The following is a 23,951-nucleotide window of genomic DNA, read 5'->3' on the forward strand; positions in this document are numbered from 1 at the left end:
CAGCGAGTCGAAATCAAGGGTCGCTCGAGGGTTTCGATTCGCTTCGCTCGCCGTGCCAGCAGAAGAGGACGCCTTGCCGATTTCAAGTCCATCGTGCGACGCGACACGTCGTCCCGCACGATCGAGGTCGCTTGTGGGGTGTGTCGCAGAGTTTTCAGGCGCAACACACCTCACAAGTGCCCCCGATCGCGCAAGAGCCCGCGATGCTGCAGTAAACGGGCACGAGCAGCGCTTCGAAGGCCACTACTGCACAACTGCGTGTTTCTACCGGGAAAGGCGATTCCCGCAATACATACTCATCTACGATGAGCCGGTTCCCGCTGCAGGTTTCGACTCGGCTTCGACTCGCCGGGCCGGCGGAAGGGTGCGCCTCGCCGGGCCGGCGGCGGAGACGCGATCCCTAGTCGCGCAGGCGAGCGCCGAACGCGGTCTCGGCCGCGGCGACGCCCGCGAGCTTCGCCTCGCTGGCCTCTTCGGCCTTCAGCGTGCGATCGCCCGCGCGGAAGCGGAGGGCGAAGGTGAGCGCCTTCTCCCCCTCCTCGACGCCTGCTCCGCGGTAGTCGTCGACGATTCGCGCGTCCTCGAGCAGTTCACCCGCTCCCGCGACGACCACGGCGAGCACATCGCCCGCGGGCACATCGGCCGCAACGACGAGGGTGAGATCCTGCGTCGCCGCGGGGTAGCTCGAGAGCGGGAAGGTCTCGGGTTCGCGCGGGGCCAGTTCGATGAGGCGGTCGAGATCGAGCTCGAACGCCGCCACCCGACCGTGCAGGTGGTGCTCCGCCACGAGCTCGGGCAGCAGCTCGCCGGCCACGCCGACGACCTCGAGGCCGCCCTCGTCCCCCTCGACATCGCTGCTCACGCGCACGGCGAGCTCGGCGGTGCGGCCCGGGTGGAAGGCGCGGTGCGAGCCCTGCGACACGACGAGCTCGGCCGAGACGGCCCCCGCGACGGTGCGCGCGGCGTCGAGCGCGTCGGCCCAGTCGTAGGCGCGGGCGCTCTCGCCCGGCTGCTTGGCAGCCGCGTCGCCGAGCAGCAGGCCTGCGGCGCGGCGCGGCTGCGCCGGGATCGACGCGTTCAGCTCGGCGAGCACCGCGTCGCTCGGCCGTTCGGCGAGCGGCGGCACCGAGTCGGTGCCGAGCCGGGCCTCGCCCGAACCGGCGGTCGGCTCGAACACCGAGCCGAACTCGACGAGGGCGAGGTCGGTCATGCCGCGCGAGGCGTTGCGCTGCGCCGCGCCGACGAGGCCGGGCAGCAGCGAGCGGCGCATGAAGGGGGTCTCCCCGTCGAGCGCGTTCGCGAGGCGCACGGCGTGCACCGCGTCGGGCTCGCCGGACGCCGCGGCCGACTCCGGGCCCGCGCCGAAGGCGTTCAGCTGCGCCCGCGACACGAACGGATAGCTCTGCACCTCGTCGAGGCCCGCGGCGGTCGCGACGTTCGCGGCCCTGCGGCGCAGTCGCTGCTCGCGGGTGAGCCCGCGTCCGGCGGGCGCGACCGGCAGCACCGAGGGGATGCGGTCGTAGCCGACGATGCGGGCGACCTCCTCGATCAGGTCGGCTGCGCGGGCCAGGTCGGAGCGCCAGCTCGGCGGGGTCACGACGATCTCGCCCTCGGCGCCGTCGGTCACCTCGCAGCCGATCATCTCGATCGCGGCGCGGGCCTCCGCATCGGTGTAGTCGGCGCCCGTGAGGCCGTTCACGCGGGAGAGCCGCAGCTCGACGCGGGGAGCCTCCCACGGCGCGACGATCTCGGTGCCGAGCTCGTCCGCGGTGCCGCCCGCGAGCTCGACGAGCAGGTCGACCATGCGCTGGGCGGCCGCGCGCGCGACGAGCGGATCGACGCCGCGCTCGAAGCGCTTGGACGCCTCGCTCGGCAGCTTGTGGCGGCGCGCCGTGCGGGCGATCGACACCGGGTCGAAGGTCGCGGCCTCGACGAGCACGTCGACCGTGCCCTCGCCGACCTCGGTCGTCCGGCCGCCCATGACGCCGGCGAGACCGATCGGGCCCGACTCGTCGACGATCAGCAGATCCTCGGGATCGAGCTTGCGCTCCTGCCCGTCGAGGGTGACGAGCGTCTCGCCCCGGGCCGCGCGACGCACCGTGAGGCCGCCGCGCACCTTGGCGAGGTCGTAGGCGTGCAGCGGGTTGCCGAGCTCGAGCATCACGTAGTTCGAGATGTCGACGGGCAGCGACAGGGATCGGATCCCCGCGAGCTGCAGGCGCGTGACCATCCACGTCGGCGTGGGCCGGGTGGGGTCGATCCCTCGCACCACCCTGGTGATGAAGCCGGTCGCGCCCACTCGGCCCCTGATCGGGGCCTCGTCTGCGAGCACGACGGGGAAGCCGGATGCCGGCGCGGGCGACACGGCGAGCGCGGGATCGCGGAACTCGGCACCGGTCGAGTGGGCGTACTCGCGGGCGACCCCGCGGATCGAGAACGCGTAGCCGCGGTCGGGCGTCACGTTGATCTCGACCGCGCTGTCGTCCATGCCGAGCAGCGGCAGCGCGAGCTCGCCGACCTCCGGGTCGAGGCCGAGACGCGACAGCACGATGATGCCGTCGTGGTCCTCGCCGAGCGACAGCTCGCGGGCCGAGGCCATCATGCCGTCGGAGACGTGGCCGTAGGTCTTGCGGGCCGCGATCTCGAAGCCTCCCGGCAGCACCGAGCCGGGCAGCGTGACGACGACCTTGTCGCCGACCTCGAAGTTGTGGGCTCCGCACACGATGCCGCGCACGTCGTCGCCGCCGTCGGCCGCGCGCTGCCCCTCGGGCGCCACGCGCACGCTGCACCAGTTGATGGTCTTGCCGTTCGACTGGGGTTCGGGCTCGCGCGTCAGCACCTGGCCCACGACGAGCGGACCCGACACGTCGAAGCGGCGGATCGACTCCTCCTCGAACCCGACGCGCACCAGGTCGGCGTGCACCTGCTCGGGCGTGGTGCCTTCGGGCAGCGAGACGTACTCGCCGAGCCAGCTGAGTGGAACGCGCATTAGACCAGTCCTCCGAACTGACGGTTGAAGCGGATGTCGCCCTCGACCATGTCGCGCATGTCGTTCAGGTCGTGGCGGAACTGCAGGGTGCGCTCGATGCCCATGCCGAAGGCGAAGCCCTGGTACTCATCGGGGTCGATCCCGGCTGCGGCGAGGACCCTGGGATCGACCATGCCGCAGCCGCCCCACTCGACCCAGCGGGCGCCGCCCTTGGCGTTCGGCTGCCACACGTCCATCTCGGCGGAGGGCTCGGTGAAGGGGAAGAAGTTGGGGCGGAGGCGGATCTTCGCCTCCTCGCCGAACATCTGCCTGGCGAAGTGCTCGAGCGTGCCGCGGAGGTGCGCCATCGTCAGCCCTCGGTCGATGGCGAGGCCCTCGATCTGCTGGAAGACGGGGGTGTGGGTCGCATCGAGCTCGTCGGTGCGGTAGACGCGGCCGGGCGCGACGACGTAGACGGGGAGCTCGCGGTTCAGCAGCGCCCTGATCTGCACGGGCGAGGTGTGGGTGCGCAGGATCAGGTGCCGGTCGGCGGGCTCGACGAAGAAGGTGTCCTGCATCGCGCGCGCGGGGTGGTCGGGGTCGAAGCCGAGCGCGTCGAAGTTGAACCACTCGTGCTCGATCTCGGGCCCCTCCGCGATCTCCCAGCCCATGCCGATGAAGATGTCGGAGGCCTCGTCCTGCAGCTGCGCGAGGGGGTGACGGGATCCCGTGCGCCTGCGCACGGGCGCCTCGGTGACGTCGACCGTCTCGGCGATGAGCCGCTCGGCGGCCTCCTTCTCGACCAGCTCGGCCTCGCGGCCCTTGTACGCGCCCTCGATGCGCCCGCGGGCCTGCCCCATGAGCTTGCCCGTGGCTGCCTTCTCATCCTTTGGCACGTCGCGCATGCGCGCGTTGAGCTTCGCGATGTCCGAGGCCTCGCCCGAGTGCTCGGTGCGCGCCGCCTTCAGCTCGGCCACGGTGCCGGCGGCCGCGAACGCGGCGAGCGCCGCATCGACGGCTGCCTGGGCCGCTTCCTGGGTGATCGGGTTGGTGCTGGGAGTGTCTGACACGAGGCTCTATCTTACCGGCGTCGGCACGGGGTATCCGGCGCGATCGCTCCGCCGGACCCCTCGGGCGCGGCGTCTATCGCGCCCCGGATCCGGTTCCCGCGTCGAGGCTGCGCACGATCTCCCCGATCAGCGCTTCCGAGGCCGAGCGGTCTCCCTCGGCGCCAGCCCGGTCGATGGCCGACGCGAGCGCGCCCGCCATCGCGACGGCGTGGCGGCGGCCGTCGACCTCGATCGAGAAGTCGACGCGCTCGGGCGGTGCCGCGGCCCCCCGCGGCTCGCCGATGTCGTCGGGGTCGACCGCGACGAAGCGCACCTCGCTGCCGGGGCTCAGCTGGGCGGCCCGGTCGAGGTCGTCGTCGACGACCGTGCCGATGACGGGGTAACCGCCGGTCGTGGGATGGTCGGCGAGGAACAGCACGGGCAGGCCGTTGGGCGGCACCTGGATGGAGCCGCGCACCATGCCCTCGGTGGGCAGCTCGCCCTCGCGCTCGCGCTCGAGCGGTTCGCCGTCGAGGCGCAGGCCGATGCGGTTCGACTGCGGCGTGACCCGCCACGGGCGCTCGGCGAATGCGGCGAGGGATCCCTCGGTGAACCAGTCGTCGCGCGGGCCGGCCACGAAGCGCAGCACCGGCACGAGATCGGCTGGCGCCGGTGCGGGCGAGGGATCCCTATCGGTCCCGCTCCCATTCACGGACTCTGGATCCGGCTCGCCGATCGCCTCCGTCGCGATCGTGTCGCCCGGCGCGAGCGGAGCCGTGCCCAGGCCGGAGAGGCTGTCGTGGGCGAGGCTGCCGAGCACGGTGCGACCGGCGATCCCGCCTCGCACCGCCACGTAGCAGCGCAGTCCGTGCTGCGGCGCACCGAGCGTCAGCCGGTCGCCCGCCCGCAGCGCGATCTCCTCGCCCGCGGCCGCCTCCCGCGTCTCCGCAGAAGTCTCCGCGCCGGAGCGGCCGTCTCCGGTCGTGACGGAGATCTCGGCGTCCGCACCGGTCACCGCCACGGCGGTGTCGCGCTCGGCGCGCAGCACGAGGCCACCGCCGAGGTGCTCGAGGCCGGCCGCGTCGAGCCGATTGCCGACCGCGCGATTGGCGGCGCGCAGCGCGGCACGGTCGAGCGCGCCCGACTCCGTGACGCCGAGTGCGGCGTTGCCCGGCCTGCCGCCGTCCTGCACGAGCGTGAGCATGCCGGGTCGCACGACCGCGAGTGCGGGGCTCGATCCCTCGCGCGCGATCGCGGCTTCAGCAGTGTCCGCCGCGTCGTCCGAGCCTGCCGAGAGGGTGAGGGATCCCTCGCCGTCCGCGCCGCTCGCGCCCCGGGCGGCAGCGACGCGCTCCCGCACTGCGCGGAAGCGCACCGAGTCGCCGGGCGATACGAGCGCGGGGCGATCCCTCGACTCGTCCCACATCCGCTCGCCCGTGCGACCGAGCAATCGCCAGCCCCCGGGCGACTCCCCCGGGTAGACCGCCGAGAACTCTCCGGCGATCGCGACCGAGCCCGCGGGCACGGCCGTGCGCGGCGAGTCGAGTCGGGGCACTCGCAGGCGCTCGTCGCCGCCGACGAGGTAGGCGAAGCCGGGCGCGAAGCCGCCGAACGCCGCGCGCCAGGCGGCGCCGGTGTGCGCGGCGACGACGCCCTCGGCGCCGAGACCGGTGAGCTCGCCGACCGCTTCGAGATCGTCGCCGTCGTAGACGACGTCGATCGTCACCTCCCGCCCGACGGTCTCCCCCGCCGCGACATCGGGCTCGAAGCCGGAGACGGCGTCGGAAACGCGGTGCACGGCCTCCCGCCCGTCGCAGACGACCAGCACCGTGCACGTCGCGGGCACGATGTCGACGACGCCGGGAATCGCGAGCTCACGCAGCCGCGCCGCGACGCCGAGCACACGATCGAGGTCGGGCAGATCGACGATGCAGGCGCGATCGCCGACCGGGCGCACTGGGAAGCCGCGGTCGCGGGGCATCAGGCGAAGCTTCTGATCTCGACCCCCGCGGCCTCGAGGCCCGCGCGGATCTCTCCGGCCAGACGCACCGCAGCCGGGTTGTCGCCGTGCAGGCAGATGCTGTCGGCGGCGACCTCGAGATCGGTGCCGTCGACCGCGGTGATGCGCCCCTCGGTCGCGATGCGCACCGCCTGGGCCACCGCGGCCTCCGGGGTGTGGATCGCGCCGGGCGTGCCGCGCTTCACGAGCGTGCCGTCGGCCTGGTAGCCGCGGTCGGCGAAGGCCTCGGCGACCGTGCGCAGGCCGGCCTCGCGCGCCACGCGCTCGATGACCGATCCGCTCAGCACCATGAGCGGCAGCTCGGGGGCGAGCTCGGAGAGTGCGCGCGCCACTGCGCCTGCCTGCTCCTCGTTCACCGCGATCGTGTTGTAGAGACCGCCGTGCGGCTTGACGTAGCGCACCTCGGCTCCGACGCTGCGCGCCATGGCCTGCACCGCGCCGACCTGGTAGATGACCTCGTCGGTCAGCTCGTCCAGGTCGTAGTCGATGAAGCGGCGACCGAATCCGGGCAGATCGCGGTAGCCGGGGTGCGCACCGATCGTCACGCCGAGTTCGAGCGCCTTGCGGCAGGTCGTGCGGATGCCGTGCGGGTCCCCGCCGTGGAAGCCGCAGGCCACGTTCGCGCTCGACACGGAGGCGAGCACCGCCGCGTCGTCGCCGAAGGTGTAGTTGCCGAACGATTCGCCGAGATCGCTGTTGAGGTCGATGCGGGGCATGGATCCCTCTCCTTCTGCTTAGTCAGTCGCGTGCACGCGCTTCAGGAAGCGCCGCGTCCGATCGTGCTCGGGGCGGTCGAACACCTGCTCGGCCGGCCCCTCCTCGACGACGACTCCCTGGTCCATGAACACGACCCAGTCGGCCACCTCTCGGGCGAAGCGCATCTCGTGCGTCACCACCACCATAGTGAGGCCCTCGGCTGCGAGTTCGGTCATGACCCGCAGCACCTCGTCGACGAGCTCGGGATCGAGGGCGGAGGTGGGCTCGTCGAAGAGCAGCGCCTCGGGCTCCATGGCGAGCGCCCGCGCGATCGCGACGCGCTGCTGCTGACCGCCCGACAGCTGATGCGGGTACTTCTCGGCATGCGCGTCCATGCCGACCTTCGCGAGCAGCGCCATGGCCCGCTCCCGGATCTCGGCACGCGACGCGGTGCGCAGGTAGTCGGGCGCGAAGGTGACGTTCTCGATGACCGTCTTGTGCGGGAACAGGTTGAACTGCTGGAACACCATGCCCACCTCGGCGCGCGTCGCCGCGACGACCCGGTCGGAGACCGGCTTCTTCGCGCCGCTCGCGTCGCGGGCGTAACCCACGGGCTTGCCGTGGAAGAGCACATCGCCCGAGTTGATCGGCTCCATCGCGTTGAGCGTGCGGATGAGGGTCGTCTTGCCCGAGCCGGAGGGGCCGATGATCGCGATGACCTCGCCGCGGTGCACGTCGAGGTCGATGCCCTTGAGCACCTCCGTCTCGCCGTACGACTTGCGCAGTTCGCGCACCTGCAGCACCTGCTCGCCCTCGTGCGGCGTGCGCTCGCGCTTCGGGGCGGGCGGGAGCACGTCGATGTTCGAGGTGGCGGTGCCGAGCTTCGCGCGCTTGCCCCTGCGGTTCACGTCGAGTCGGCGCTCGAGCAGGCGCAGCGCCTGGTCGAAGACGGTGACGAGCATCACGTAGAAGATGCCGACCGCGAGCAGGGTCTCGAGCACCTTGAAGTTCTGCGTGTAGATGCGCTGACCCACGAGCAGGATCTCGGTCAGCGAGATCGCCGAGACGAGCGAGGTCAGCTTGATGATGGTGACCAGCTCGTTGCCGAGCGCGGGCAGCGCGACGCGGAAGGCCTGAGGGATCACGATGAGGCGCTGCACGCCGCCCCAGGGGATGCCGAGCGCGCGGCCCGCCTCGCCCTGACCGCCCGCGACCGACTTCAGGCCGCCGCGGTGGATCTCGGAGATGTAGGCCGTCTCGGAGAGCACGAGCGCGAGCAGACCGGCCATGAACGGCGATCCGACGATCGCGCGCAGCTCGGGGATCACCTGCGGCGCGTTGTAGACGAAGATCAGCAGCACGAGCAGCGGGAGGGATCGGAAGAACCACACGTAGGCCCCGAGCACGGCGCGCAGCCAGGCGAAGCGCGACTGCCTGCCGAGGGCGACCGCCATGCCGAGCACGGTCGAGATGCCCCACGCGAGGGCCGAGAGCACGAGCACCGTGAGCGCGGCGGACCAGAAGTCGGGCACCGCGAAGAGGCTGAAGAAGTAGGGCCAGTCGAAGACGAATCCCTGCTTCGCTCCCGCCTCGTCGCCCTCGGCCGGCGCGTTCTTCCCCATCGCCTCGGCCACGGCCTCGGGATCGGGCTCCGCGAGGTTGTACTGCGCGAGCAGCTTCTCGTAGGTGCCGTCCTCGCGCATGCGCTCGATGCCGCCGCGCAACTCCTCGGCGAGTTCGGTGTCGCCCTTGGCCACGGCGATGCCGACGGAGGCGGGGAACAGCAGTTCATCGCTCGTGATCGCGAGCGAGCCGTTCGAGGCGTCGACCGCGCTCTTGGCGACGGCCGCGTCGGTCACCTGCGCGTCCACCTGCCCGGCGAGCAGCGCCTGGGTGCCCTCGGTGTCGGAGGTGAAGTCGCGCACGTCGATCGCGGCGCCGCCGTCCTTCTCGCAGGCCGCGCTCGCCTCGCTGCGTAACTGGGTGGCGACCTCTCCGCCCTTGATCACGGCGACGCTCAGGCCGCACAGATCACCCGCATCGCGCACGGGCGCCGAGTTTGTCGGTGAGACGATCGAGTTGCCGGTGGTGAAATACGGGATGAAGTCGACCTGCCCCGCTCGCTCCTCGGTGATGTAGAGCGCCGAGGCCACGACGTCGAAGTGGCCCGCCTGAAGGCTCGTGATGAGCTGCTCGAAACGGGTGTCGACGAACTCGGGCTCGCGATCGATCTGCGCCGCGAGCGCCCGCATGAAGTCGGGGTCGAAGCCGGCGGGCTCCTCGCCGTCGAGATAGGCGTAGGGCGGGTAGGTGAGATCGGAGCCGATCCGGAGCACGCCGTCGTCGGCGGCGGCGCCGGCGCTGCTCGCCTGCGTGAGTGGCGCCGCGACGGCGGCGAACCCGAGGAGCGCGGCCGCGAGGCCGACGATCAGGGTCCTGCTTCTTCGAAGAATCATGACGCAACCATACGGATCATTGAACAATCTTGTCAATGGTCGAGTAACGAAATGTCATAACTCGTATTGCTTGAGCGAATGACCCTCCCGTGCGCGCGGACAGGGAAACGCGGCATTTCAGGGATCCTTCGCCCCGAGCGGCAAGGGATCCCGCCCCGCCGCTCTCCTTCATCGCGCAGCGCTCCGTCCCGATAATCGATTTTGTTCAACAATCTAGGGCGAGGTGATACAGTGACCGCATGTCTCCAGCCCACGTCGCACCCGGAGAGTCCGCCGCCGAGGCCGCACTCCACGCGCTGCGCCGCCGCATCATCGCAGGCGAGCTCCCGCCCGGCGAGCGCCTGGTCGACGCCGTCGTCGCCGAGCAGCACGGCGTCTCGCGCAACACCGCGCGCGACGCGCTGCGCCTCCTCGCCGCCGAGGGTCTCGCCGTCTCGGTGCGCAACGTCGGCTACTCCGTGCGCGCCCTCGCGATCGACGACATCCGCGACCTCTACGCAGCTCGCCGGATCATCGAATCGGGCTCCGTGCTGCAGAGCCACGCCGCGTCGGAGGATCTTCTCGCCGACATCGACGCCGCCGTCACGCGCACCGAGCGCTCCGTGCGCGGCGGCGACTGGTCGAGCGTCGGCACCGGGAGCCTCGCCTTCCACCAGGCGATCGTGCGGCTGGCCGGCTCGCCGAGCCTCGAGCGGGCCTTCGACGTCATCGCAGCGCAGCTGCGCCTCGCCTTCGCGGTGATCCCCGACGAGGGCGCGTTCCAGGTGCGCTGGATCGCGCGCGACCGGGAGATCGCCGAACTCGTGCTCTCCGGCGCCCGCGCCGAGGCCGCGAAGGCGCTGGCCGCCTACCTCGACGACTCCGAGGCGAGCGTGATCGACGCGCTGCGCGCGGCCGAGCGTCTGCGGACGCGCGCCGGCGAGGAGCCCGCCGACGACGCGCCCGCCGGCTCGAGCCCCCCGGCGATCGGCGAGGCCGAAACCCACCCGGGCTCCTCTGTCGGCGCCGGCGCGCCGACCGGCGCCGATCCCTCCCCTCACTCCGCCGCCGCACAGCGCGGCGCAGCAGCCCCGAAAGGACACCATGACTGAACAGGTCGCCTCACTCACCGACGCCGCCTACAAGGGCCCCGCCCTCGAAGTCGACCGCGATTTCTACGGGGCCATCGCCGAGCAAACCGCCACGCGCACCCTCGTCGACAGCTTCGAGATCCCGATCCGTTCGGGCCGCGCCTGGGAGGTGCCAGCCGGGCACGTCTGCCGCCTTCTCACCGTCGACGGTCCGCAGGTCGGCGACCTCAACATCTGGAACCGCCACAACCCGCGCGAGCGGTTCTGGGCCGCCCGCACGCGTCAGCTGCAGGCCGCCCACGTCACCACCTTCGACCGGCTCTGGTCGACGCTGCCCTACATCAGGCCGCTCGTCACCATCACCGCCGACACCCTCGAGAACTACGGAGTCGACGCCGAGGGCGGCCGGGTGCACGACACCCTCGGCACGCGCTGCGATCCCTACATCAACCGCAAGCTCACGGGCGAGGACTTCGACTACCACTGCCACTCGAACCTCGTGCGCGCCGTGCGCCCCTACGGACTCACCGAGTTCGACGTGCACGACGTGCTCAACGTCTTCCAGTGCACGGGCCTCAACGACCGCGATCAGTACTTCATGAAGACCTGCCCCGCGCAGGTCGGCGACTACTTCGAGATGTTCGCCGAGCAGGATCTGCTGATGGCCCTCTCCACGTGCCCCGGTGGCGATCTGTCGGTGCCGATGTGGGGCGACGGAGCGCACGATCCCATCGAGGTCTGCCGCCCCATCGGCGTCGAGATCTACCGCATCGACGACACGCTGCTCGAGGGCTGGCAGCAGCCTGCGCTCCCCGAGTACGCCGGCGGGCACGCCCTCGTCGAGCGCCCCTGGAGCTGACCCGCGGTCGTCCGCGGCGGCGATAGGATGGTCCCCATGGAGGGATCGCGACCGGCCGTACGCCCGCGGCGCGCGCATCGCGCGAGCCGCGGGGCGCGCACGCTCCGCGGCACCCTCGGCGCTGCGGCCGCGACCCTCATCGCCGCCGCCTCCCACTCGCTGGCGGGAGGATCCCTCACCTGGCAGGCCCTGGCCGCCACCGCGATCCTCTCGCTGCCCGTCTGCGTGCTGCTCGCCGGCCGCGCCGCCTCGCTGTGGCGCCTCTCGCTCGCCGTCTGCACCTCGCAGTTCCTCTTCCACTGGAGCTTCGCGGGCCTCGGCGCCCCCACCGCGACCGGCTCGCCGGCGCCGCTGCACGCCGCGCACCTCGCAGCGCTCGAGCGGTTCGCGCCGACTCCGCTCGCCTCGGGCGCGGCGGAGGCGGACGCCGCCATGTGGCTCGGCCACGCCGTCGCCGCCCTGCTGACCATCGCGCTGCTGCACCGCGGCGAGCGCGCCGGCCTCGCGCTCCTGCGCCTCATCCGCCGCGCACTCCCCTGTGCGGCACCGCGGCTCTCCCCCGTCTCCCGGCGCCCGGCTCCCACTGCCGTCATCCGGCCGATCGCGCTCCGCGACCGGCTGTTCTCCTCCTCCGCGATCACGCACCGCGGGCCGCCGCTCGCCGTCTGAGCCCGATGACTGCGCATCGCAGCCCGTTCAGCACGCGCGCTCCGCGCGTGCTGGTTCGGGATGCACGATGCTGCACGGCCGCTCGGACCTGAACGCTCATTCGGACCAGGGAGACCGTTCTCGTCCGAATGACGCGTCATCTCCGCATCAGCGAACGCATCCGCCCGGCTCAGAACGCCGGCCGCGCGAGCCGCTCAGGCCGCGCGAGCCGCTCACAGACTCTTCCACACGCGCCCGCGATCGCGGCGCCATCGACCCGGCCATCGCCGGAGAAACTTGGAGACCCCATGTCTCGCACATCCCGCCCCGCCCCCCGACCCGCTCGCGTCGGCCGACGCATCGCCCGCGCCGCGGGCGCAGCACTCATCGCCGCAGTCGCGGCCACCAGCATCGCCTCCCCCGCGCTCGCGCACGACGAGCTCGTCGACCGCACCGTCACCGTCGATCCCTCGACCGGGACCGTCGACGACATCACCCTCACGTTCAGCGACAGCATCATCGAGGTCGGCACCGAGATCGTCGTGACCGGCTCCGACGGGGCCGACGCGACCGACGGCGAGCCTCAGGTCAGCGGCCCCCGAGTGGTGCAGCCGCTCGCCGCGGACCTGCCCGACGGCGACTACGCGGTCGCGTGGCGCGTCGTCTCGAGCGACGGCCACCCGATCGAGGGATCCTTCACGCTGCAGGCCGCAGGCGCCGACTCCGCCATCCTCGAGGCCGATCCGCGCTTCGAGGACGGCGCATCGGCCGCTTCCGACGCCTCGGAGCAGGCGGCGGAGCACGACCACGCAGCCGAGGGCGAGGGATCCGAGGGCGGCGCCCCGGTCGGCGCCCTCATCGCCGTGATCGTCGGCGGAGCAGCTGTCATCGCGGGCGGGCTCGCCGCTGCCACCGCGGGGCGCAAGCGCCGCGCCCGGGGCATGGCCGCGGACACCGAACGCACCGACGGCGCCGGAAGCGCCGCTCAGGGCGAGGAGGACCGCGCATGATCCGCCCCGCGCTCGGCAGCACGACCGCCGCCGCAATCGCCGTCGCACTGCTCCTCTCGGGTTGCGCCGGCTCCGAATCCCGGACCTCGACGGCGCCCGAGCCCGCCGCGACCGAGGAGCGCGCCGAGGTCTCCTCGGTCACAATAGACGCAGGCTGGGCCAAGGCCGCCGAGGCAGACGGCATGACCGGGCTCTTCGGCACCCTCCGCAACGAGGGCTCCGATGACCTCGTCATCTCGGGCGTCGAGAGCGACGCCGCGAAGACGGTCGAACTGCACGAGGTCACCGCCGACGGGGCGATGCAGGAGATAACGGGCGACGTCGTCATCCCTGCGGGCGGCACGCTCGAACTCGCCCCCGGATCCGACCACATCATGCTCATGGGTCTGACCCGCGAACTGCTCGCGGGCGACGACGTCTCGGTGACGGTGACGTTCGAGAACGGCGACACCGTCCGGATCACGGTGCCGGTCAAGGACTACGCGGGCGCCAACGAGGAGTACGCGGGCGCGGAGGATCACGGTGAGCACGGCGGGCACTGACCCGGTAGAGCTCCGAGACGAACGCACACTGGATGCGGAACCCTCCCGGCCCGGCCTGGGCCGACGCGCGCTGCTCACCGGCGGCGCCGTCGGCCTCGGGGCGCTGCTCGGGGCGGGCGGAGCACTCGGTACCCGAGTGCTCCGGGAGGCCGCGGCACCGCCGCCTCCCGGAACCGCGGCCGCAGCCGAGACGGTTCCCGCAGCGGGCGGGAGCGGATCCCTCGCCGGGTTCGGCGGCGAGTCGCTCCCCTGCCACGGCGCCCACCAGGCGGGGATCGTGACCGCCCCGGCCGCGCACGTGGTGCACTCTGCGTTCGCGCTGCGCGCCGCGACCGATGCGGCCGCGCTGCGACGCATGTTCCGCGTGCTCACCGACGACGTCGAGGGGCTCACCTCGGGCAACGGACCGCTCGCCGATCCCGAGGTCGAGCTCGCGGCCCGGCCGGCCCGGCTGACGGTGACGGTGGGCGTCGGCCCCGAACTCGTCTCCCGGACCGGCGCCGCACGGCCCGCATGGTTGGCCCCGCTCCCCGCCTTCGAGCGCGACCACCTCGGCTCGGGCTTCGACGGCGGCGATCTGCTCGTGACACTGCAGGCCGACGACCCGCTGCCGATCGCGCACGCGATGCGCATGATCGGCCGCGACCTCGCAGGCTTCGCGGAACCGCTGTGGACGCAGCGCGGCTTCCGGCAAGCCCGGGGAGCGGAGGCTGACGGCACCACCATGCGCAACCTCATGGGCCAGGTCGACGGCACCGTGAACCCCTCGCCCGCCGACGGGGAGGACTTCGACGATCTCGTGTGGCTCGGCCCCGAGGCGGGCTGGCTCGCGGGCGGCAGCGCGTTCGTGCTGCGGCGCATCCGCATGGAGCTCGCGACGTGGGACGCGGTGGACCGCCCCGGTCGGGAGCAGACGATCGGGCGCCGCCTGTCGGACGGCTCGCCGCTCAGCGCTCCGTCCGAGACGGCGACCGAGTCCACGCCCGCCGACTTCTCCGCGACCGACGAGCGCGGGCTCAGCCGCATCCCGATGGCGGCGCACATCCGCCGCGCGCACTCGACCGACCCGGCGGAGCGCGTCTTCCGCCGCGCCGCGAATTACGACGAGGGCGGCGAGTCGGGGCTCCTGTTCGGCTGCTACCAGCGCGATCCGCTGCGGCAGTTCGTACCGATCCAACGCCGACTCGACGAGGCCGATCTGCTCAACGAGTGGGTCACGCACGTGGGTTCGGCCGTGTTCGCGATCCTGCCGGGGTTCGAGCGGGGCACCCTGCTCGGCGACCCGCTGTTCGAGTAGGCGCTCATCCGCCGCTCGCACGAGGCGGAGCCGAACAACTCCGCTGGTTGAGCGAGGCGGAGCCGAGTCGAAACCGTCGGAGCAGACCCCTCGATTTCGACTCGCTTCGCTCGCTCAATCAGCGGGGTGGGCTTCGCTCGCTCAATCAGCGGGGTGGTGCGGCACCGCAGCTCGCGGCGAAACGCTGCCGCGTTTCGCCCTAAGCTCGCTGCGCAAACGCCGTCTCGTAGAGAAGCACGCTCGCCGCCGTCGCGAGGTTCAGCGACTCGGCCGCGCCGTAGATGGGCAGCTTGAGCGAGCGGTCGACGAGGGCGCGATCGGCATCGCTCAGGCCCCGAGCCTCGTTGCCGAACACCCATGCGACGGGCTGCGCGAGCTGAGCGCGCGACTCGAGCAGATCATCGCCTCGCACGTCGGCGGCATAGCTCGTCAGGCCCGCGGCGCGCGCCGCGTCCACGGCCTCGGCGAGGGATCCGGCCCGCGCCACCGGCAGGTGGAACAGCGACCCCGTCGTCGATCGGACCACCTTCGGGTGGAAGGCGTCGATGCTCTCGCCCGCGAACACCACGGCGTCGGCTCCCGCGGCGTCGGCGGCGCGCAGCACGGTGCCGGCGTTGCCCGGATCCCTGATCTCATGCAGGATCGCCACCAGCCGGGCGCCCGCCAGCGCCTCGGCGAGCGGCGGCTCCGCGACCCTCGCGACGGCGACGACTCCCTGCGGCTGCACGGTGTCGGCCATCGCGGCCAGGACCTCCTCGGTCGCGCGCTCGATGCGCACTCCCCCGTCAGAGGCGAGCCGATCGATCTCATGCTGCCAGGGTTCCGTGCCGGTCGTGGCGTAGACGGTCTCGGCCAGCTCGGGGCGGTGCGCGAGCAGCTCCCGCACCGCCTGCGGGCCCTCGACCAGGAAGCGCCCCTGCGTCTGCCGCTCTCTCTTGCGCGCGAGTGCCGCGGCCCGCTTGATCCGAGGGGCCTTCGGGTTCGTCAGGATCGCATCGTTCACCGCACCAGCCTATCCGGCGTGCGATCCGTCTCGGGCCCGCCGCCGGCCCGGAAACGCGAGAACCCCGCGGCCCTGACGGGCGGCGGGGTTCTCGAGACGAGGCTGCTTACGCGGCCTTCGGAGCCGAGGTGTCCTCGGGGAGGGCGCCCTTGGCGACCTCGACGAGCGCGGCGAAGGCGGTGGGCTCGTTCACCGCGAGCTCGGCGAGCATGCGGCGATCGACCTCGACACCCGCGAGGCCGAGGCCCTGGATGAAGCGGTTGTAGGTGAGACCGTTGGCGCGGGCGCCGGCGTTGATGCGCTGGATCCACAGGCGACGGAAGTCGCCCTTCTTCTTGCGGCGGTCGTTGTACGAGTAGACCAGCGAGTGGATGACCTGCTCTTTGGCCTTGCGGTACAGGCGCGAACGCTGACCGCGGTAGCCCTCGGCGCGCTCGAGGATGACGCGACGCTTCTTGTGGGCGTTGACTGCCCGCTTGACTCTTGCCATTTCAGTTCTTCCTTACGAGAAAAGGTTCGGGGTGGCCGGGATCAGTGGCCGAGGAGCTTCATAGCCTGCTTGGCGTCGCCCTTGGCGAGCACCTGCTCGGCGTTCAGACGGCGCTTGCGCTTCGAGGCCTTCACCTCGAGGTTGTGGCGCATGCCGGCCTGCTGCTTCATCAGCTTGCCGGAGCCGGTCAGCTTGAAGCGCTTCTTGGCCCCCGAGTGGGTCTTCTGCTTGGGCATCGTTCTCTCCTTGTTGTGGTGCGCGCCGCACACGGCGGCAGCGTCTGTCGCGGCTGGCCTCGGGGCCGCCGCAGTTCTACTCGCTCGCCGAATCGGCCGACTTCTCGGCGCGGCGAGTGGCCTTCTCCTCGGCACGGCGGGCGTTCTGCTCCGCCTTCGCCTCGGACTTGTTCTTGATCGGCGCGATGACCATGACCATGTTGCGGCCGTCGATGCGAGGGTTCGACTCGACGGTGCCGTACTCGGCGATGTCCTCCGCGAACTGCTGCAGCAGGCGCACACCCATCTCGGGGCGCGACTGCTCACGGCCGCGGAAGAGGATCATCGACTTGACCTTGTCGCCCTGCGACAGGAAGCCGATGGCGCGCTTCGTCTTCGTCTCGTAGTCGTGCTTGTCGATCTTCAGGCGGAAGCGCACTTCCTTCAGCACCGTGTTCGCCTGGTTGCGACGGGCTTCCTTCTGCTTCTGGGCTGCCTCGTACTTGAACTTCCCGAAGTCCATGATCTTAGCGACGGGAGGCTTCGAGTTCGGGGCTACCTCGACGAGATCGAGATCCGCGTCGGCCGCCAGGCGCAGCGCAGTCTCGATCGGGACGACCCCGACCTGCTCGCCACTGGGGCCAACCAGTCGCACCTCGGGGACGCGGATTCTGTCATTCGTACGGGGATCGCTGATCGCCGGCTCCTCTGATCTCGTGGTCTGGTCGCTCCTGACAGGAGCACGGAAGGAGATCGGGCCGCGCACGCGCGTTCCGCACCCTGCAAGCTGCCGCGCGAGCGGCGGGGTGCCAACTACCCGGTAACCTTGGAGCGGTGCCGGGTGGGAGTATCTCCTCTTCCGTATCCCGGCAAATCGCCGAGAACCGGAACAAGCCTAGCACAGAATCAGCCGCAACAGTCAGGACAGTATGAGCGAGAACACCGCCGACCAGCCGCAGCACGACAGCACGACGCACGACGCGGAGGCCGCGCAGGCCGCTCGCGACATCGCGGAGGTGCCCGCGGTCGAGATCATCACCGCCGCAGCGGTCAACCTGCTCAGCGCGGCCGCGATCAAGTGCGGTCTCTCCGACGACCCCGAGAACGAGACCGACCTCGACGAGGCGCGCAAGCTCATCAACGCTCTCGCGGGGCTCATCACCGCCGGCGCCCCCGAGATCAGCGACTCGCACGCACGTCCGCTGCGCGACGGCCTCCGCTCGGTGCAGCTCGCCTTCCGCGAGGCCTCGACGATCCCCGATGCACCGGGTCAGGGACCCGGCGAGAAGTACACCGGATCGGTGATCTGAGCACACCCGTCGCGGCAGAGGCCGAGGGCGGCCTCCGGACATACGGCGCGGGCAGCGCCGCCGCTCATCCCAGCAGCGGCACCTCGCCACCCCTGCGGGCATCGCGCCACAGATCGACCCCGGCGTCGGCCAGCAGGCCGTCGATCTCCGACAGCTCCTCCGCGGTGAAGTCGAGTCGCTGCAGCGCCCGCCAGTTCTCGTCGAGCTGCGAGAGTCGGCTCGCGCCGATCACGAGGCTCGACACGCGCTCGTCGCGCAACGCCCATGCGAGCGCGAGCTGCGCGAGGCTCTGCCCGCGCCTCTCGGCGACCGCGACGAGTGCGCGCAGCCGGCCGCGCAGCTCATCGGTCAGCGCCTCGGAGGTGAAGGAGCCCGGACCCGAGCCGCGCGATCCCTCGGGGGCTCCGTCGAGGTATTTGCCCGTGAGCAGACCCTGCGCGAGCGCGGTGAAGCCAATCACGCCGAAGCCCTCGTCGGCCGCCGCATCGAGCAGCCCCTCCGTCTCGATCCAGCGGTTCACCATGCTGTACGACGGCTGGTGAATGGTGATCGGGGTGCCGAGCTCGCGCATGAGACCCGCGAGCTCGCGGCTCGCCTCGGCGGAGTACGACGACATGCCGACGTAGTGGGAGCGGCCAGAGCGCACGATGTGGTCGAGGGCCCGCGCCGTCTCCTCGAGCGGGGTGCGCGGATCGGGGCGGTGGGTGTAGAAGATGTCGACGCAGTCGACGCCGAGGCTCGCGAGCGAGCGGTCGAGGCTCGACACGAGGTGCTTGCGGCTCGCACCGGCGCCGTGCGGGCCCGGCCACATGTCCCAGCCGGCCTTCGTGGAGATCACGAGCTCGTCGCGGTGCGAAGCGAGATCCTCCCGCAGAATGCGCCCGAAGTTGCGCTCGGCCGCCCCGTGCGGCGGGCCGTAGTTGTTCGCGAGGTCGAAGTGGAAGATGCCCCGGTCGAAGGCGCCGAGCACGAGCTCTCGCTGCGACTCCAGCGGGCGGTCGTCGCCGAAGTTCTGCCACAGCCCGAGCGACAGCAGCGGCAGGTGCAAGCCGCTGCGGCCCACTCGGCGGACGGGGGTGCGGTCGTATCGCGAGGGCGCTTCGTCGTTGCTCATGCCCCGATGCTAGTACGGGGCCCTCATCCTTTCAGGTTCTTCATCGCGAAGTGAGAGCTCAGCTTGCCGACGCCGCGGACCGACATGATCCGCCGGGTGAGGAAGGACTCGTAGCTCGCGAGGTCGGCGACCGCGACGCGCACGAAATAGTCGGGCGTGCCGAAGAGGCGCTTGAACTCGACGACCTCGTCGAGGGCGGCGACCTCCCGTTCGAATCCTTCGACGACGGATGTCTCCTGCGAGGCGAGGTCCACCTGCAGGATCACCTCGAAGCTGCGCCCCAGCGCCTCCGGGTCGACGACGGCGCGGTAGCCCCGGATGACGCCGCTCGCCTCGAGGCGCTGCACCCGCCGCAGGCAGGGGCCGGGCGTCAGACCGATGCGCGAGGCGAGCTCGACGTTGCTGATGCGGCCATCCCGCTCGAGCTCTGCGATGATTGCGTGATCCAGAGAATCCATGAATCAATATTGCAGTATTACGAAGGTGGATGCACCGATACGCACACACATTGCTCCCCCGTTGCGGGATGATGGTCGCATGCGCCCTCCCCGTCCCGCCACGTCCGCCACCGCTCCGACGGGGCGGCGCTCGCAGGTACTCGCGGGCCTCGGCGACTCGCTCGGCGTGGGCATCGGCATCTTCCCGCTCGGCGTGGCGCTCGGCGTGCTCGTGGTGCAGGCCGGGCTGCCGTGGTGGCTCGCCCCTGCACTCTCCGTCGGCATCTTCGCGGGCTCGGTCGAACTGCTGCTCGTGAGCATGCTGGCCGCCGCGACACCCCTCGTCACCATCGCAGTGACGGTCTTCGCCGTGAACTTCAGGCACGTCTTCTACGCCCTGTCATTCCCGATCCAGCGCGTCGCGCCCGGGCTGCCGCGCGCCTACTCGGTGTACGCGATGATCGACGAGGCGTACGCCACCTACGTGCTGATGCCGGAGGAGCGTCTCTCCTCCGCGCGCATGGTCGCGGGGCAGCTCGCCATGCAGGCGTACTGGGTGTTCGGCGGCCTCGTGGGCGTCGTGATCGCGGGGGCGCTGCCCGAGCCGATCGAGGGCTTCGAGTTCGCGCTCGTCGCGCTCTTCGTCGTGATGACGCTCGACGCCGCGCGCAGCAGGCGCGAGGTGCCCTCGGTGCTGCTCGCCGGGCTTTCGGTGGGAGTGTCGATGCTCATCGCGCCGGCGCAGGCGCTGCTCGTCGCGCTCGTGCTCTACACCGTGCTGCTGGCGGCGCGCTACGCGCTCGCGCAGAAACGCGGGCTTGCGGTCGAGGAGAAGGGCGAGGGATCCGATGCCTGAACAGCTCGCGCCGATCTATCTGATCGCCGCCGTCGCAGTCGCCGGGCTCATCACGCTCGGACTGCGCGCGCTGCCCTTCGCGGTGCTGAAGCCCCTCCGCCGCTCGCGCTTCGTGCAGGCGCTCGGCCGCTGGATGCCTGCGGGCATCCTGCTGATCCTCGCGGTCGTGGTGCTGAGGGACCAGTTCGTCTCGTCCGGACGCATCTGGCCCGTCGCCATCGCGACGGCCGTCACCATCGCCGTCCACCTGCTGGGCGGGCGGCGCGCCCTGCTGAGCATCGCGGCGGGAACCGCCTGCTACATCCTGCTGATCAACTTCATCTGACGCGATCGAGCCGGGCTCGGCCTGCGCGGGCCTCAGCTCACGTGTCCCGGATCGGGGGCAGGTCGTAGACCTCCTCGCCCGCGGGGTCGTCGCCGCCCGGCGGGTACTCGTCGACCTCGGGCCGACGACCGAGGAAGATTCCGCTCACCACGAGCCCGCCCCACACGACGGCGGCGGCGAGCACGAGGAAGACGATCGCGATCGGGGTCATCGGGCACCTCCGGTGGAATCGTTGCCGGCAGCGCCGGGCCGGGCCTTTGCACCGGCCGCTTCGAGCACCGGCCAGGGAACGAAGTTCGAGGGGTCTCTCTTCCACGGCAGCAGCGTGAGCACCGCGGATCCCGCGATCATCGCGAACACGGAGCCCCAGCCCACGACGAGCAGGTAACCGGGGCTGTAACCCGAATAGGGGTTCTGAATCAGGTCGATGATCGTCACGATGAGCATGTAGCCGAGCACGATCGGCCCGAGCACGGAGACGAGCAGCAGCCAGGTGCGCCCCACCTTGAAGGTCGAGAGAGCGCTGAGGTGCCCGCTCAGCTCGCGGCCGGCTCGTCTGATCCACAGCACGGTCACGGTCATGACGACGGCCGAGCCGACGATGCCGATCTCGTTCGCCCACTTGTCGATGGTGTCGAGGGCGATGAGGCCGGTGGTCGTGCCGAAGAGCAGGATGGAGACGACCGCGAGCGCGCCGCCGATGCCGTAGGCGGCGCCCTTGCGGCTCATGCCGAACTTGTCGATGATGCCCGCGAACACGACCTCGAGGATCGAGATGAGCGAGGTGAGCGCGGCGAGGGTGAGGGATCCGAAGAACAGCATGCCGAAGAAGGGGCCTCCCGGCATCTCGGCGACGATCGCGGGGAACGTCACGAAGGCGAGCCCGACGCCGGTCAACCCCTCGAGATCGGCGATGCCCACCCCCTGCTGGTGCGCGAAGAAACCGAGGGTCGCGAAGACGCCGATGCCCGCGAGGATCTCGAACGAGGAGTTCGCGAACGCCACCACGAGCCCGGGCGTCGTCATGTTCGACCGGCGCTTGCGATACGAGGCGTAGGTCATCATGATGCCGAAGGCGACGGAGAGGGAGAAGAAGATCTGGCTGTAGGCCGCGACCCACACGCCGGGGTCGGCGAGGGCTGCGAAGTCGGGGGTGAACAGCGCGTTCAGCCCGTCGGCCGCGCCGGGCAGGAAGAGCGCGCGCACCACGAGCACGACGAAACCGATGACGAGCAGCGGCATCGCGATCATGTTGGCCCGCTGCACGCCCTTGACCACGCCCTGGCCGAGCAGCACGATCGTGACCACCCACATCAGCACGAGCGCGATCAGCACGCCCGGCACGAAGTCCATCGAGAACAGCGTGCCGTCATCGGGCACCCGCAGGAACTCCCCCTGGAAGAAGCCACCGGCATCGTCGCCCCACCGCAGGTCGAAGGAGAACACGAAGTAGCTGCCGGCCCACGCGAGCACAGCCGTGTAGTAGATCGCGATGAACACGCAGATCATCACCTGGAACCAGCCGAGGCTCTCCCCCAGCCGCCCCGCGACGCGACGCAGGGCGAGCGGCGCCGAGCCGCGGAAGCGGTGCCCGATCGCGTAGTCGAGGAAGAGGATCGGGATACCCGCGGTGAGGAGCGCGACGATGTACGGGATCAGGAACGCTCCGCCGCCGTTCTCGTATGCGACGCCCGGGAAGCGCCAGATGTTGCCGAGGCCGACGGCCGAACCGATCGCCGAGATGATGAAGCCGATCTGGCCGGTCCACTCGGCGCGCTGCGGCGCGGCCTGCTTCGGTGTGCCCTGGGTCACGTGCTCAAGCTCCTTGTCCTCGCGTACGTTCCCGGAGAGACTAGCACCGGTGGGCGGCACGCCGTTCCCGTTCGGGCCGCTCTCGGCGGGATTGCTCGAGGCCTGCGCCCTCAGCCCCGGGGGCCTGCGACGGGGCGCACGCGCATCGAGTCGACGCGCTCCGCGATCACGGCGTTCGCCGCCCAGCGGCGCTGCAGCGATTCGAGCAGTTCGCGCAGCCCCGCATCGTCGAGGCCCGGCGCGACGAGCAGGCGCACCTCCGTCTCGGCCTGCAGCAGACGGGCCTCGGGGTCGCCCGGCAACAGGGCCAGCGCCTCGACCCCGGGGCCGGCGCTGGCGCCGATGAACGCCTCGCGCACCGCGGCGTCGTCCCACGCGGGCGGCACGGCTTCGCCGAGCGCCATCGCACGCAGCGCCGGCCTTCGCACGCCGATCTCGCGATCCGACGATCCCGGGTCGACGATGATGAGATCGGTCTCCTCCTGCGCGGCGGCGAGCGCGAGCTGGGGTCCGGGAACAGGGATCGGCCTGGCCTCAGCATTCCAGCTCCGCATGGCCTCCGTCGAGCTGAAGACGGGCATCACCCTGCGGCCGTCAGGCCCCGCGACCGTCACGATGGACAGCTCCTGCGATTTCTCGACCACCCGCCCGTCGGGCGTCAGCCCCGTGTCGCCCGCCTCCGCGAGCAGCGGCACGAGCAGCCGCGACTCCGAGAGCGCGAGCACGGCGTCGGCGTGGGCAGCCCCGAGGCGGGCGAGCGCCGCCGCCTGCTCGCCCGCCGCAGCGGTGACGAAGCCCCTCGCCGCCGCCCGGACCTCCGCGACGGCCGCGGCGAGGCGCGCGGGGGTCGCGCCGTCGTCGTCGGCGAAGGCCGTGCCGTGGTGATCGAAGGTGCGTCCCTGCCAGGGGAACCCCGCGGAGTCGGCGGGGCCGCCCGGCACGAGGCTCGCCGGCACACCCGTGGACCGCGGAGCGTCGCCCGTGGACGGGAGCTTCCTGATGGCCATTACCGGCCGGCGACGTCCAGTGCTGCGGGCAGTGTGAAGGCGCCGTCGTAGAGAGCCTTGCCGACGATCGCGCCCTCGACGCCGAGGTGCACGATGGACCGCAGCGCCGCCAGATCGTCGAGACTCGAGATCCCGCCCGAGGCGATGACTGGGCGGTCGGTGCGGGCGCAGACCTTCTGCAGCAGCTCGATGTTCGGGCCGCTCATCATGCCGTCCTTCGTGACGTCGGTCACGACGTAGCGGGGACAGCCCGCATCCTCGAGGCGCGCGAGCACGTCCCAGAGGTTGCCGCCCTCCTCGGTCCAGCCGCGGGTCGCGAACTGCTCGCCGCGCACGTCGAGACCGACGGCGATCTGGTCGCCGTAGCGGGCGATCACCGCGCGCGTCCACTCGGGGTTCTCGTGGGCGGCGGTGCCGATGTTCACGCGCCTGGCACCCATCTCGAGTGCGGCCTCGAGACTGGCGTCGTCGCGGATCCCTCCCGAGAACTCGATGTTGACCCGGTTGCCTGCGCGCTTGATGATCTTGCGCGCCACAGCGACATTGCTGCCGCGGCCGAATGCGGCGTCGAGGTCGACGAGGTGGATCCACTCCGCGCCCTGCTCGATCCAGTCGAGCGCGGCGTCGACCGGGCTGCCGTAGTTCGTCTCAGTGCCGGCCTCCCCCTGAGTGAGGCGGACCGCCTTGCCGTCGACCATGTCGATGGCGGGCAGCAACTGCAGTTTAGGGCCCTCGGCGAGCTCGGTCATGATGGGTGCGCTCCTTGC

Annotated in this window: 24 protein-coding genes; 9 read left to right on the forward strand and 15 right to left on the reverse strand. The window is 71.3% G+C overall.

Going from position 1 to position 23,951, the window contains the following annotated elements; genetic code table 11:
- Positions 1 to 400 precede the first annotated feature (400 nt).
- The 5 genes from pheT to J4H91_RS16015 form a co-directional block, all read right to left on the reverse strand.
- Positions 401 to 2,989 (reverse strand): phenylalanine--tRNA ligase subunit beta, encoded by a 2,589-nt coding sequence (gene pheT, locus J4H91_RS00560; protein ID WP_208044300.1) that lies wholly within the window; start codon positions 2,987 to 2,989, stop codon positions 401 to 403.
- The gene (pheS, locus tag J4H91_RS00565) at positions 2,989 to 4,038 is read right to left on the reverse strand and encodes a phenylalanine--tRNA ligase subunit alpha (RefSeq protein ID WP_208044301.1); all 1,050 of its coding nucleotides are present in this window, start codon (positions 4,036 to 4,038) and stop codon (positions 2,989 to 2,991) included. Before pheS ends, pheT begins: the two co-directional genes overlap by 1 nt.
- 73 nt (positions 4,039 to 4,111) lie before the next feature.
- Positions 4,112 to 5,998: a 5-oxoprolinase subunit B/C family protein gene (locus J4H91_RS00570; RefSeq protein ID WP_208044302.1), complete on the reverse strand. Its 1,887-nt coding sequence runs from the start codon at positions 5,996 to 5,998 to the stop codon at positions 4,112 to 4,114.
- Complete coding sequence (locus J4H91_RS00575) at positions 5,998 to 6,753, reverse strand: LamB/YcsF family protein (RefSeq protein WP_208044303.1); 756 nt, start codon at positions 6,751 to 6,753, stop codon at positions 5,998 to 6,000. The genes J4H91_RS00570 and J4H91_RS00575 overlap by 1 nt, the downstream gene beginning before the upstream one ends.
- Before the next feature lie 18 nt (positions 6,754 to 6,771).
- Positions 6,772 to 9,189 carry an ABC transporter permease subunit gene (locus J4H91_RS16015; RefSeq protein WP_208044304.1) on the reverse strand — a complete coding sequence of 806 codons (2,418 nt, stop codon included), beginning with the start codon at positions 9,187 to 9,189 and terminating at the stop codon, positions 6,772 to 6,774.
- Between the two features lie 239 nt (positions 9,190 to 9,428).
- Between J4H91_RS16015 and J4H91_RS00585 the strand changes: the two genes are divergently transcribed.
- From J4H91_RS00585 to J4H91_RS00610, 6 genes are all read left to right on the forward strand, one after another.
- Positions 9,429 to 10,280 (forward strand): GntR family transcriptional regulator, encoded by an 852-nt coding sequence (locus tag J4H91_RS00585; RefSeq protein WP_208044305.1) that lies wholly within the window; start codon positions 9,429 to 9,431, stop codon positions 10,278 to 10,280.
- Positions 10,273 to 11,118 carry an urea carboxylase-associated family protein gene (locus J4H91_RS00590; protein WP_208044306.1) on the forward strand — a complete coding sequence of 282 codons (846 nt, stop codon included), beginning with the start codon at positions 10,273 to 10,275 and terminating at the stop codon, positions 11,116 to 11,118. The genes J4H91_RS00585 and J4H91_RS00590 overlap by 8 nt, the downstream gene beginning before the upstream one ends.
- 36 nt (positions 11,119 to 11,154) lie before the next feature.
- The gene (locus J4H91_RS00595) at positions 11,155 to 11,787 is read left to right on the forward strand and encodes a hypothetical protein (RefSeq protein ID WP_208044307.1); all 633 of its coding nucleotides are present in this window, start codon (positions 11,155 to 11,157) and stop codon (positions 11,785 to 11,787) included.
- Positions 11,788 to 12,074: 287 nt separating this feature from the next.
- The gene (locus J4H91_RS00600) at positions 12,075 to 12,776 is read left to right on the forward strand and encodes a copper resistance CopC family protein (protein WP_208044308.1); all 702 of its coding nucleotides are present in this window, start codon (positions 12,075 to 12,077) and stop codon (positions 12,774 to 12,776) included.
- On the forward strand, positions 12,773 to 13,318 hold the full coding sequence (locus J4H91_RS00605; RefSeq protein ID WP_208044309.1) for a copper chaperone PCu(A)C: 546 nt from the start codon (positions 12,773 to 12,775) through the stop codon (positions 13,316 to 13,318). The genes J4H91_RS00600 and J4H91_RS00605 overlap by 4 nt, the downstream gene beginning before the upstream one ends.
- On the forward strand, positions 13,299 to 14,615 hold the full coding sequence (locus tag J4H91_RS00610; protein ID WP_341783371.1) for a Dyp-type peroxidase: 1,317 nt from the start codon (positions 13,299 to 13,301) through the stop codon (positions 14,613 to 14,615). The genes J4H91_RS00605 and J4H91_RS00610 overlap by 20 nt, the downstream gene beginning before the upstream one ends.
- A 199-nt stretch (positions 14,616 to 14,814) precedes the next feature.
- On the opposite strand, the gene J4H91_RS00615 is transcribed toward J4H91_RS00610, so the two are convergent.
- The 4 genes from J4H91_RS00615 to infC form a co-directional block, all read right to left on the reverse strand.
- Complete coding sequence (locus J4H91_RS00615; RefSeq protein ID WP_208044310.1) at positions 14,815 to 15,618, reverse strand: TrmH family RNA methyltransferase; 804 nt, start codon at positions 15,616 to 15,618, stop codon at positions 14,815 to 14,817.
- 106 nt (positions 15,619 to 15,724) lie between these two features.
- Positions 15,725 to 16,108, reverse strand: coding sequence for a 50S ribosomal protein L20 (gene rplT / locus J4H91_RS00620; protein WP_208044311.1), 384 nt, complete (start codon positions 16,106 to 16,108; stop codon positions 15,725 to 15,727).
- 41 nt (positions 16,109 to 16,149) lie between these two features.
- A complete protein-coding gene (gene rpmI / locus J4H91_RS00625; RefSeq protein WP_010156662.1) occupies positions 16,150 to 16,344 on the reverse strand; it encodes a 50S ribosomal protein L35 in 195 nt (64 codons plus the stop codon).
- Positions 16,345 to 16,420: 76 nt separating this feature from the next.
- A complete protein-coding gene (infC, locus tag J4H91_RS00630) occupies positions 16,421 to 17,020 on the reverse strand; it encodes a translation initiation factor IF-3 (protein ID WP_208044574.1) in 600 nt (199 codons plus the stop codon).
- 232 nt (positions 17,021 to 17,252) lie between these two features.
- Here infC and J4H91_RS00635 point away from each other — a divergent pair, with 232 nt between their 5' ends.
- On the forward strand, positions 17,253 to 17,633 hold the full coding sequence (locus J4H91_RS00635) for a DUF1844 domain-containing protein (RefSeq protein ID WP_208044312.1): 381 nt from the start codon (positions 17,253 to 17,255) through the stop codon (positions 17,631 to 17,633).
- A 64-nt stretch (positions 17,634 to 17,697) separates the two neighbouring features.
- Here J4H91_RS00635 and J4H91_RS00640 read toward each other — a convergent pair whose 3' ends face one another.
- A complete protein-coding gene (locus J4H91_RS00640) occupies positions 17,698 to 18,747 on the reverse strand; it encodes an aldo/keto reductase (protein ID WP_208044313.1) in 1,050 nt (349 codons plus the stop codon).
- A 23-nt stretch (positions 18,748 to 18,770) separates the two neighbouring features.
- Positions 18,771 to 19,205, reverse strand: a complete 435-nt coding sequence (locus J4H91_RS00645) for an Lrp/AsnC family transcriptional regulator (protein ID WP_208044314.1) — start codon at positions 19,203 to 19,205, stop codon at positions 18,771 to 18,773.
- A 79-nt stretch (positions 19,206 to 19,284) separates the two neighbouring features.
- Here J4H91_RS00645 and J4H91_RS00650 point away from each other — a divergent pair, with 79 nt between their 5' ends.
- Together J4H91_RS00650 and J4H91_RS00655 are read left to right on the forward strand one after the other, a co-directional pair.
- Positions 19,285 to 20,040, forward strand: a complete 756-nt coding sequence (locus tag J4H91_RS00650) for an AzlC family ABC transporter permease (protein ID WP_208044315.1) — start codon at positions 19,285 to 19,287, stop codon at positions 20,038 to 20,040.
- On the forward strand, positions 20,033 to 20,365 hold the full coding sequence (locus J4H91_RS00655; protein ID WP_208044316.1) for a branched-chain amino acid transporter permease: 333 nt from the start codon (positions 20,033 to 20,035) through the stop codon (positions 20,363 to 20,365). Before J4H91_RS00650 ends, J4H91_RS00655 begins: the two co-directional genes overlap by 8 nt.
- Before the next feature lie 37 nt (positions 20,366 to 20,402).
- Here J4H91_RS00655 and J4H91_RS00660 read toward each other — a convergent pair whose 3' ends face one another.
- From J4H91_RS00660 to priA, 4 genes are all read right to left on the reverse strand, one after another.
- On the reverse strand, positions 20,403 to 20,576 hold the full coding sequence (locus tag J4H91_RS00660) for a methionine/alanine import family NSS transporter small subunit (protein ID WP_208044317.1): 174 nt from the start codon (positions 20,574 to 20,576) through the stop codon (positions 20,403 to 20,405).
- Positions 20,573 to 22,177, reverse strand: a complete 1,605-nt coding sequence (locus tag J4H91_RS00665) for a sodium-dependent transporter (protein ID WP_208044318.1) — start codon at positions 22,175 to 22,177, stop codon at positions 20,573 to 20,575. The genes J4H91_RS00660 and J4H91_RS00665 overlap by 4 nt, the downstream gene beginning before the upstream one ends.
- Positions 22,178 to 22,287: 110 nt before the next feature.
- Positions 22,288 to 23,184 carry an SseB family protein gene (locus J4H91_RS00670; protein WP_208044319.1) on the reverse strand — a complete coding sequence of 299 codons (897 nt, stop codon included), beginning with the start codon at positions 23,182 to 23,184 and terminating at the stop codon, positions 22,288 to 22,290.
- The gene (gene priA / locus J4H91_RS00675) at positions 23,184 to 23,933 is read right to left on the reverse strand and encodes a bifunctional 1-(5-phosphoribosyl)-5-((5-phosphoribosylamino)methylideneamino)imidazole-4-carboxamide isomerase/phosphoribosylanthranilate isomerase PriA (RefSeq protein WP_208044320.1); all 750 of its coding nucleotides are present in this window, start codon (positions 23,931 to 23,933) and stop codon (positions 23,184 to 23,186) included. The genes J4H91_RS00670 and priA overlap by 1 nt, the downstream gene beginning before the upstream one ends.
- Positions 23,934 to 23,951: the final 18 nt, after the last annotated feature.

Origin of the sequence: Leucobacter ruminantium, from assembly GCF_017565705.1 — a bacterium.
GTDB lineage: Bacteria > Actinomycetota > Actinomycetes > Actinomycetales > Microbacteriaceae > Leucobacter > Leucobacter ruminantium.

Coding starts and splice junctions, on each gene's coding strand:
- J4H91_RS00655 (WP_208044316.1), top strand. CDS start 20,033: ATGCCTGAACAGCTCGCGCCGATCTATCTGATCGCCGCCGTCGCAGTC.
- rplT (WP_208044311.1), bottom strand. CDS start 16,108: ATGGCAAGAGTCAAGCGGGCAGTCAACGCCCACAAGAAGCGTCGCGTC.
- J4H91_RS00590 (WP_208044306.1), top strand. CDS start 10,273: ATGACTGAACAGGTCGCCTCACTCACCGACGCCGCCTACAAGGGCCCC.
- pheT (WP_208044300.1), bottom strand. CDS start 2,989: ATGCGCGTTCCACTCAGCTGGCTCGGCGAGTACGTCTCGCTGCCCGAA.
- J4H91_RS00635 (WP_208044312.1), top strand. CDS start 17,253: ATGAGCGAGAACACCGCCGACCAGCCGCAGCACGACAGCACGACGCAC.
- rpmI (WP_010156662.1), bottom strand. CDS start 16,344: ATGCCCAAGCAGAAGACCCACTCGGGGGCCAAGAAGCGCTTCAAGCTG.
- J4H91_RS00595 (WP_208044307.1), top strand. CDS start 11,155: ATGGAGGGATCGCGACCGGCCGTACGCCCGCGGCGCGCGCATCGCGCG.
- priA (WP_208044320.1), bottom strand. CDS start 23,933: ATGACCGAGCTCGCCGAGGGCCCTAAACTGCAGTTGCTGCCCGCCATC.
- J4H91_RS00585 (WP_208044305.1), top strand. CDS start 9,429: ATGTCTCCAGCCCACGTCGCACCCGGAGAGTCCGCCGCCGAGGCCGCA.
- J4H91_RS00600 (WP_208044308.1), top strand. CDS start 12,075: ATGTCTCGCACATCCCGCCCCGCCCCCCGACCCGCTCGCGTCGGCCGA.
- J4H91_RS00650 (WP_208044315.1), top strand. CDS start 19,285: ATGCGCCCTCCCCGTCCCGCCACGTCCGCCACCGCTCCGACGGGGCGG.
- J4H91_RS00670 (WP_208044319.1), bottom strand. CDS start 23,184: ATGGCCATCAGGAAGCTCCCGTCCACGGGCGACGCTCCGCGGTCCACG.
- J4H91_RS00575 (WP_208044303.1), bottom strand. CDS start 6,753: ATGCCCCGCATCGACCTCAACAGCGATCTCGGCGAATCGTTCGGCAAC.
- J4H91_RS00640 (WP_208044313.1), bottom strand. CDS start 18,747: ATGAGCAACGACGAAGCGCCCTCGCGATACGACCGCACCCCCGTCCGC.
- J4H91_RS00645 (WP_208044314.1), bottom strand. CDS start 19,205: ATGGATTCTCTGGATCACGCAATCATCGCAGAGCTCGAGCGGGATGGC.
- J4H91_RS00605 (WP_208044309.1), top strand. CDS start 12,773: ATGATCCGCCCCGCGCTCGGCAGCACGACCGCCGCCGCAATCGCCGTC.
- J4H91_RS00570 (WP_208044302.1), bottom strand. CDS start 5,998: ATGCCCCGCGACCGCGGCTTCCCAGTGCGCCCGGTCGGCGATCGCGCC.
- J4H91_RS00660 (WP_208044317.1), bottom strand. CDS start 20,576: ATGACCCCGATCGCGATCGTCTTCCTCGTGCTCGCCGCCGCCGTCGTG.
- J4H91_RS16015 (WP_208044304.1), bottom strand. CDS start 9,189: ATGATTCTTCGAAGAAGCAGGACCCTGATCGTCGGCCTCGCGGCCGCG.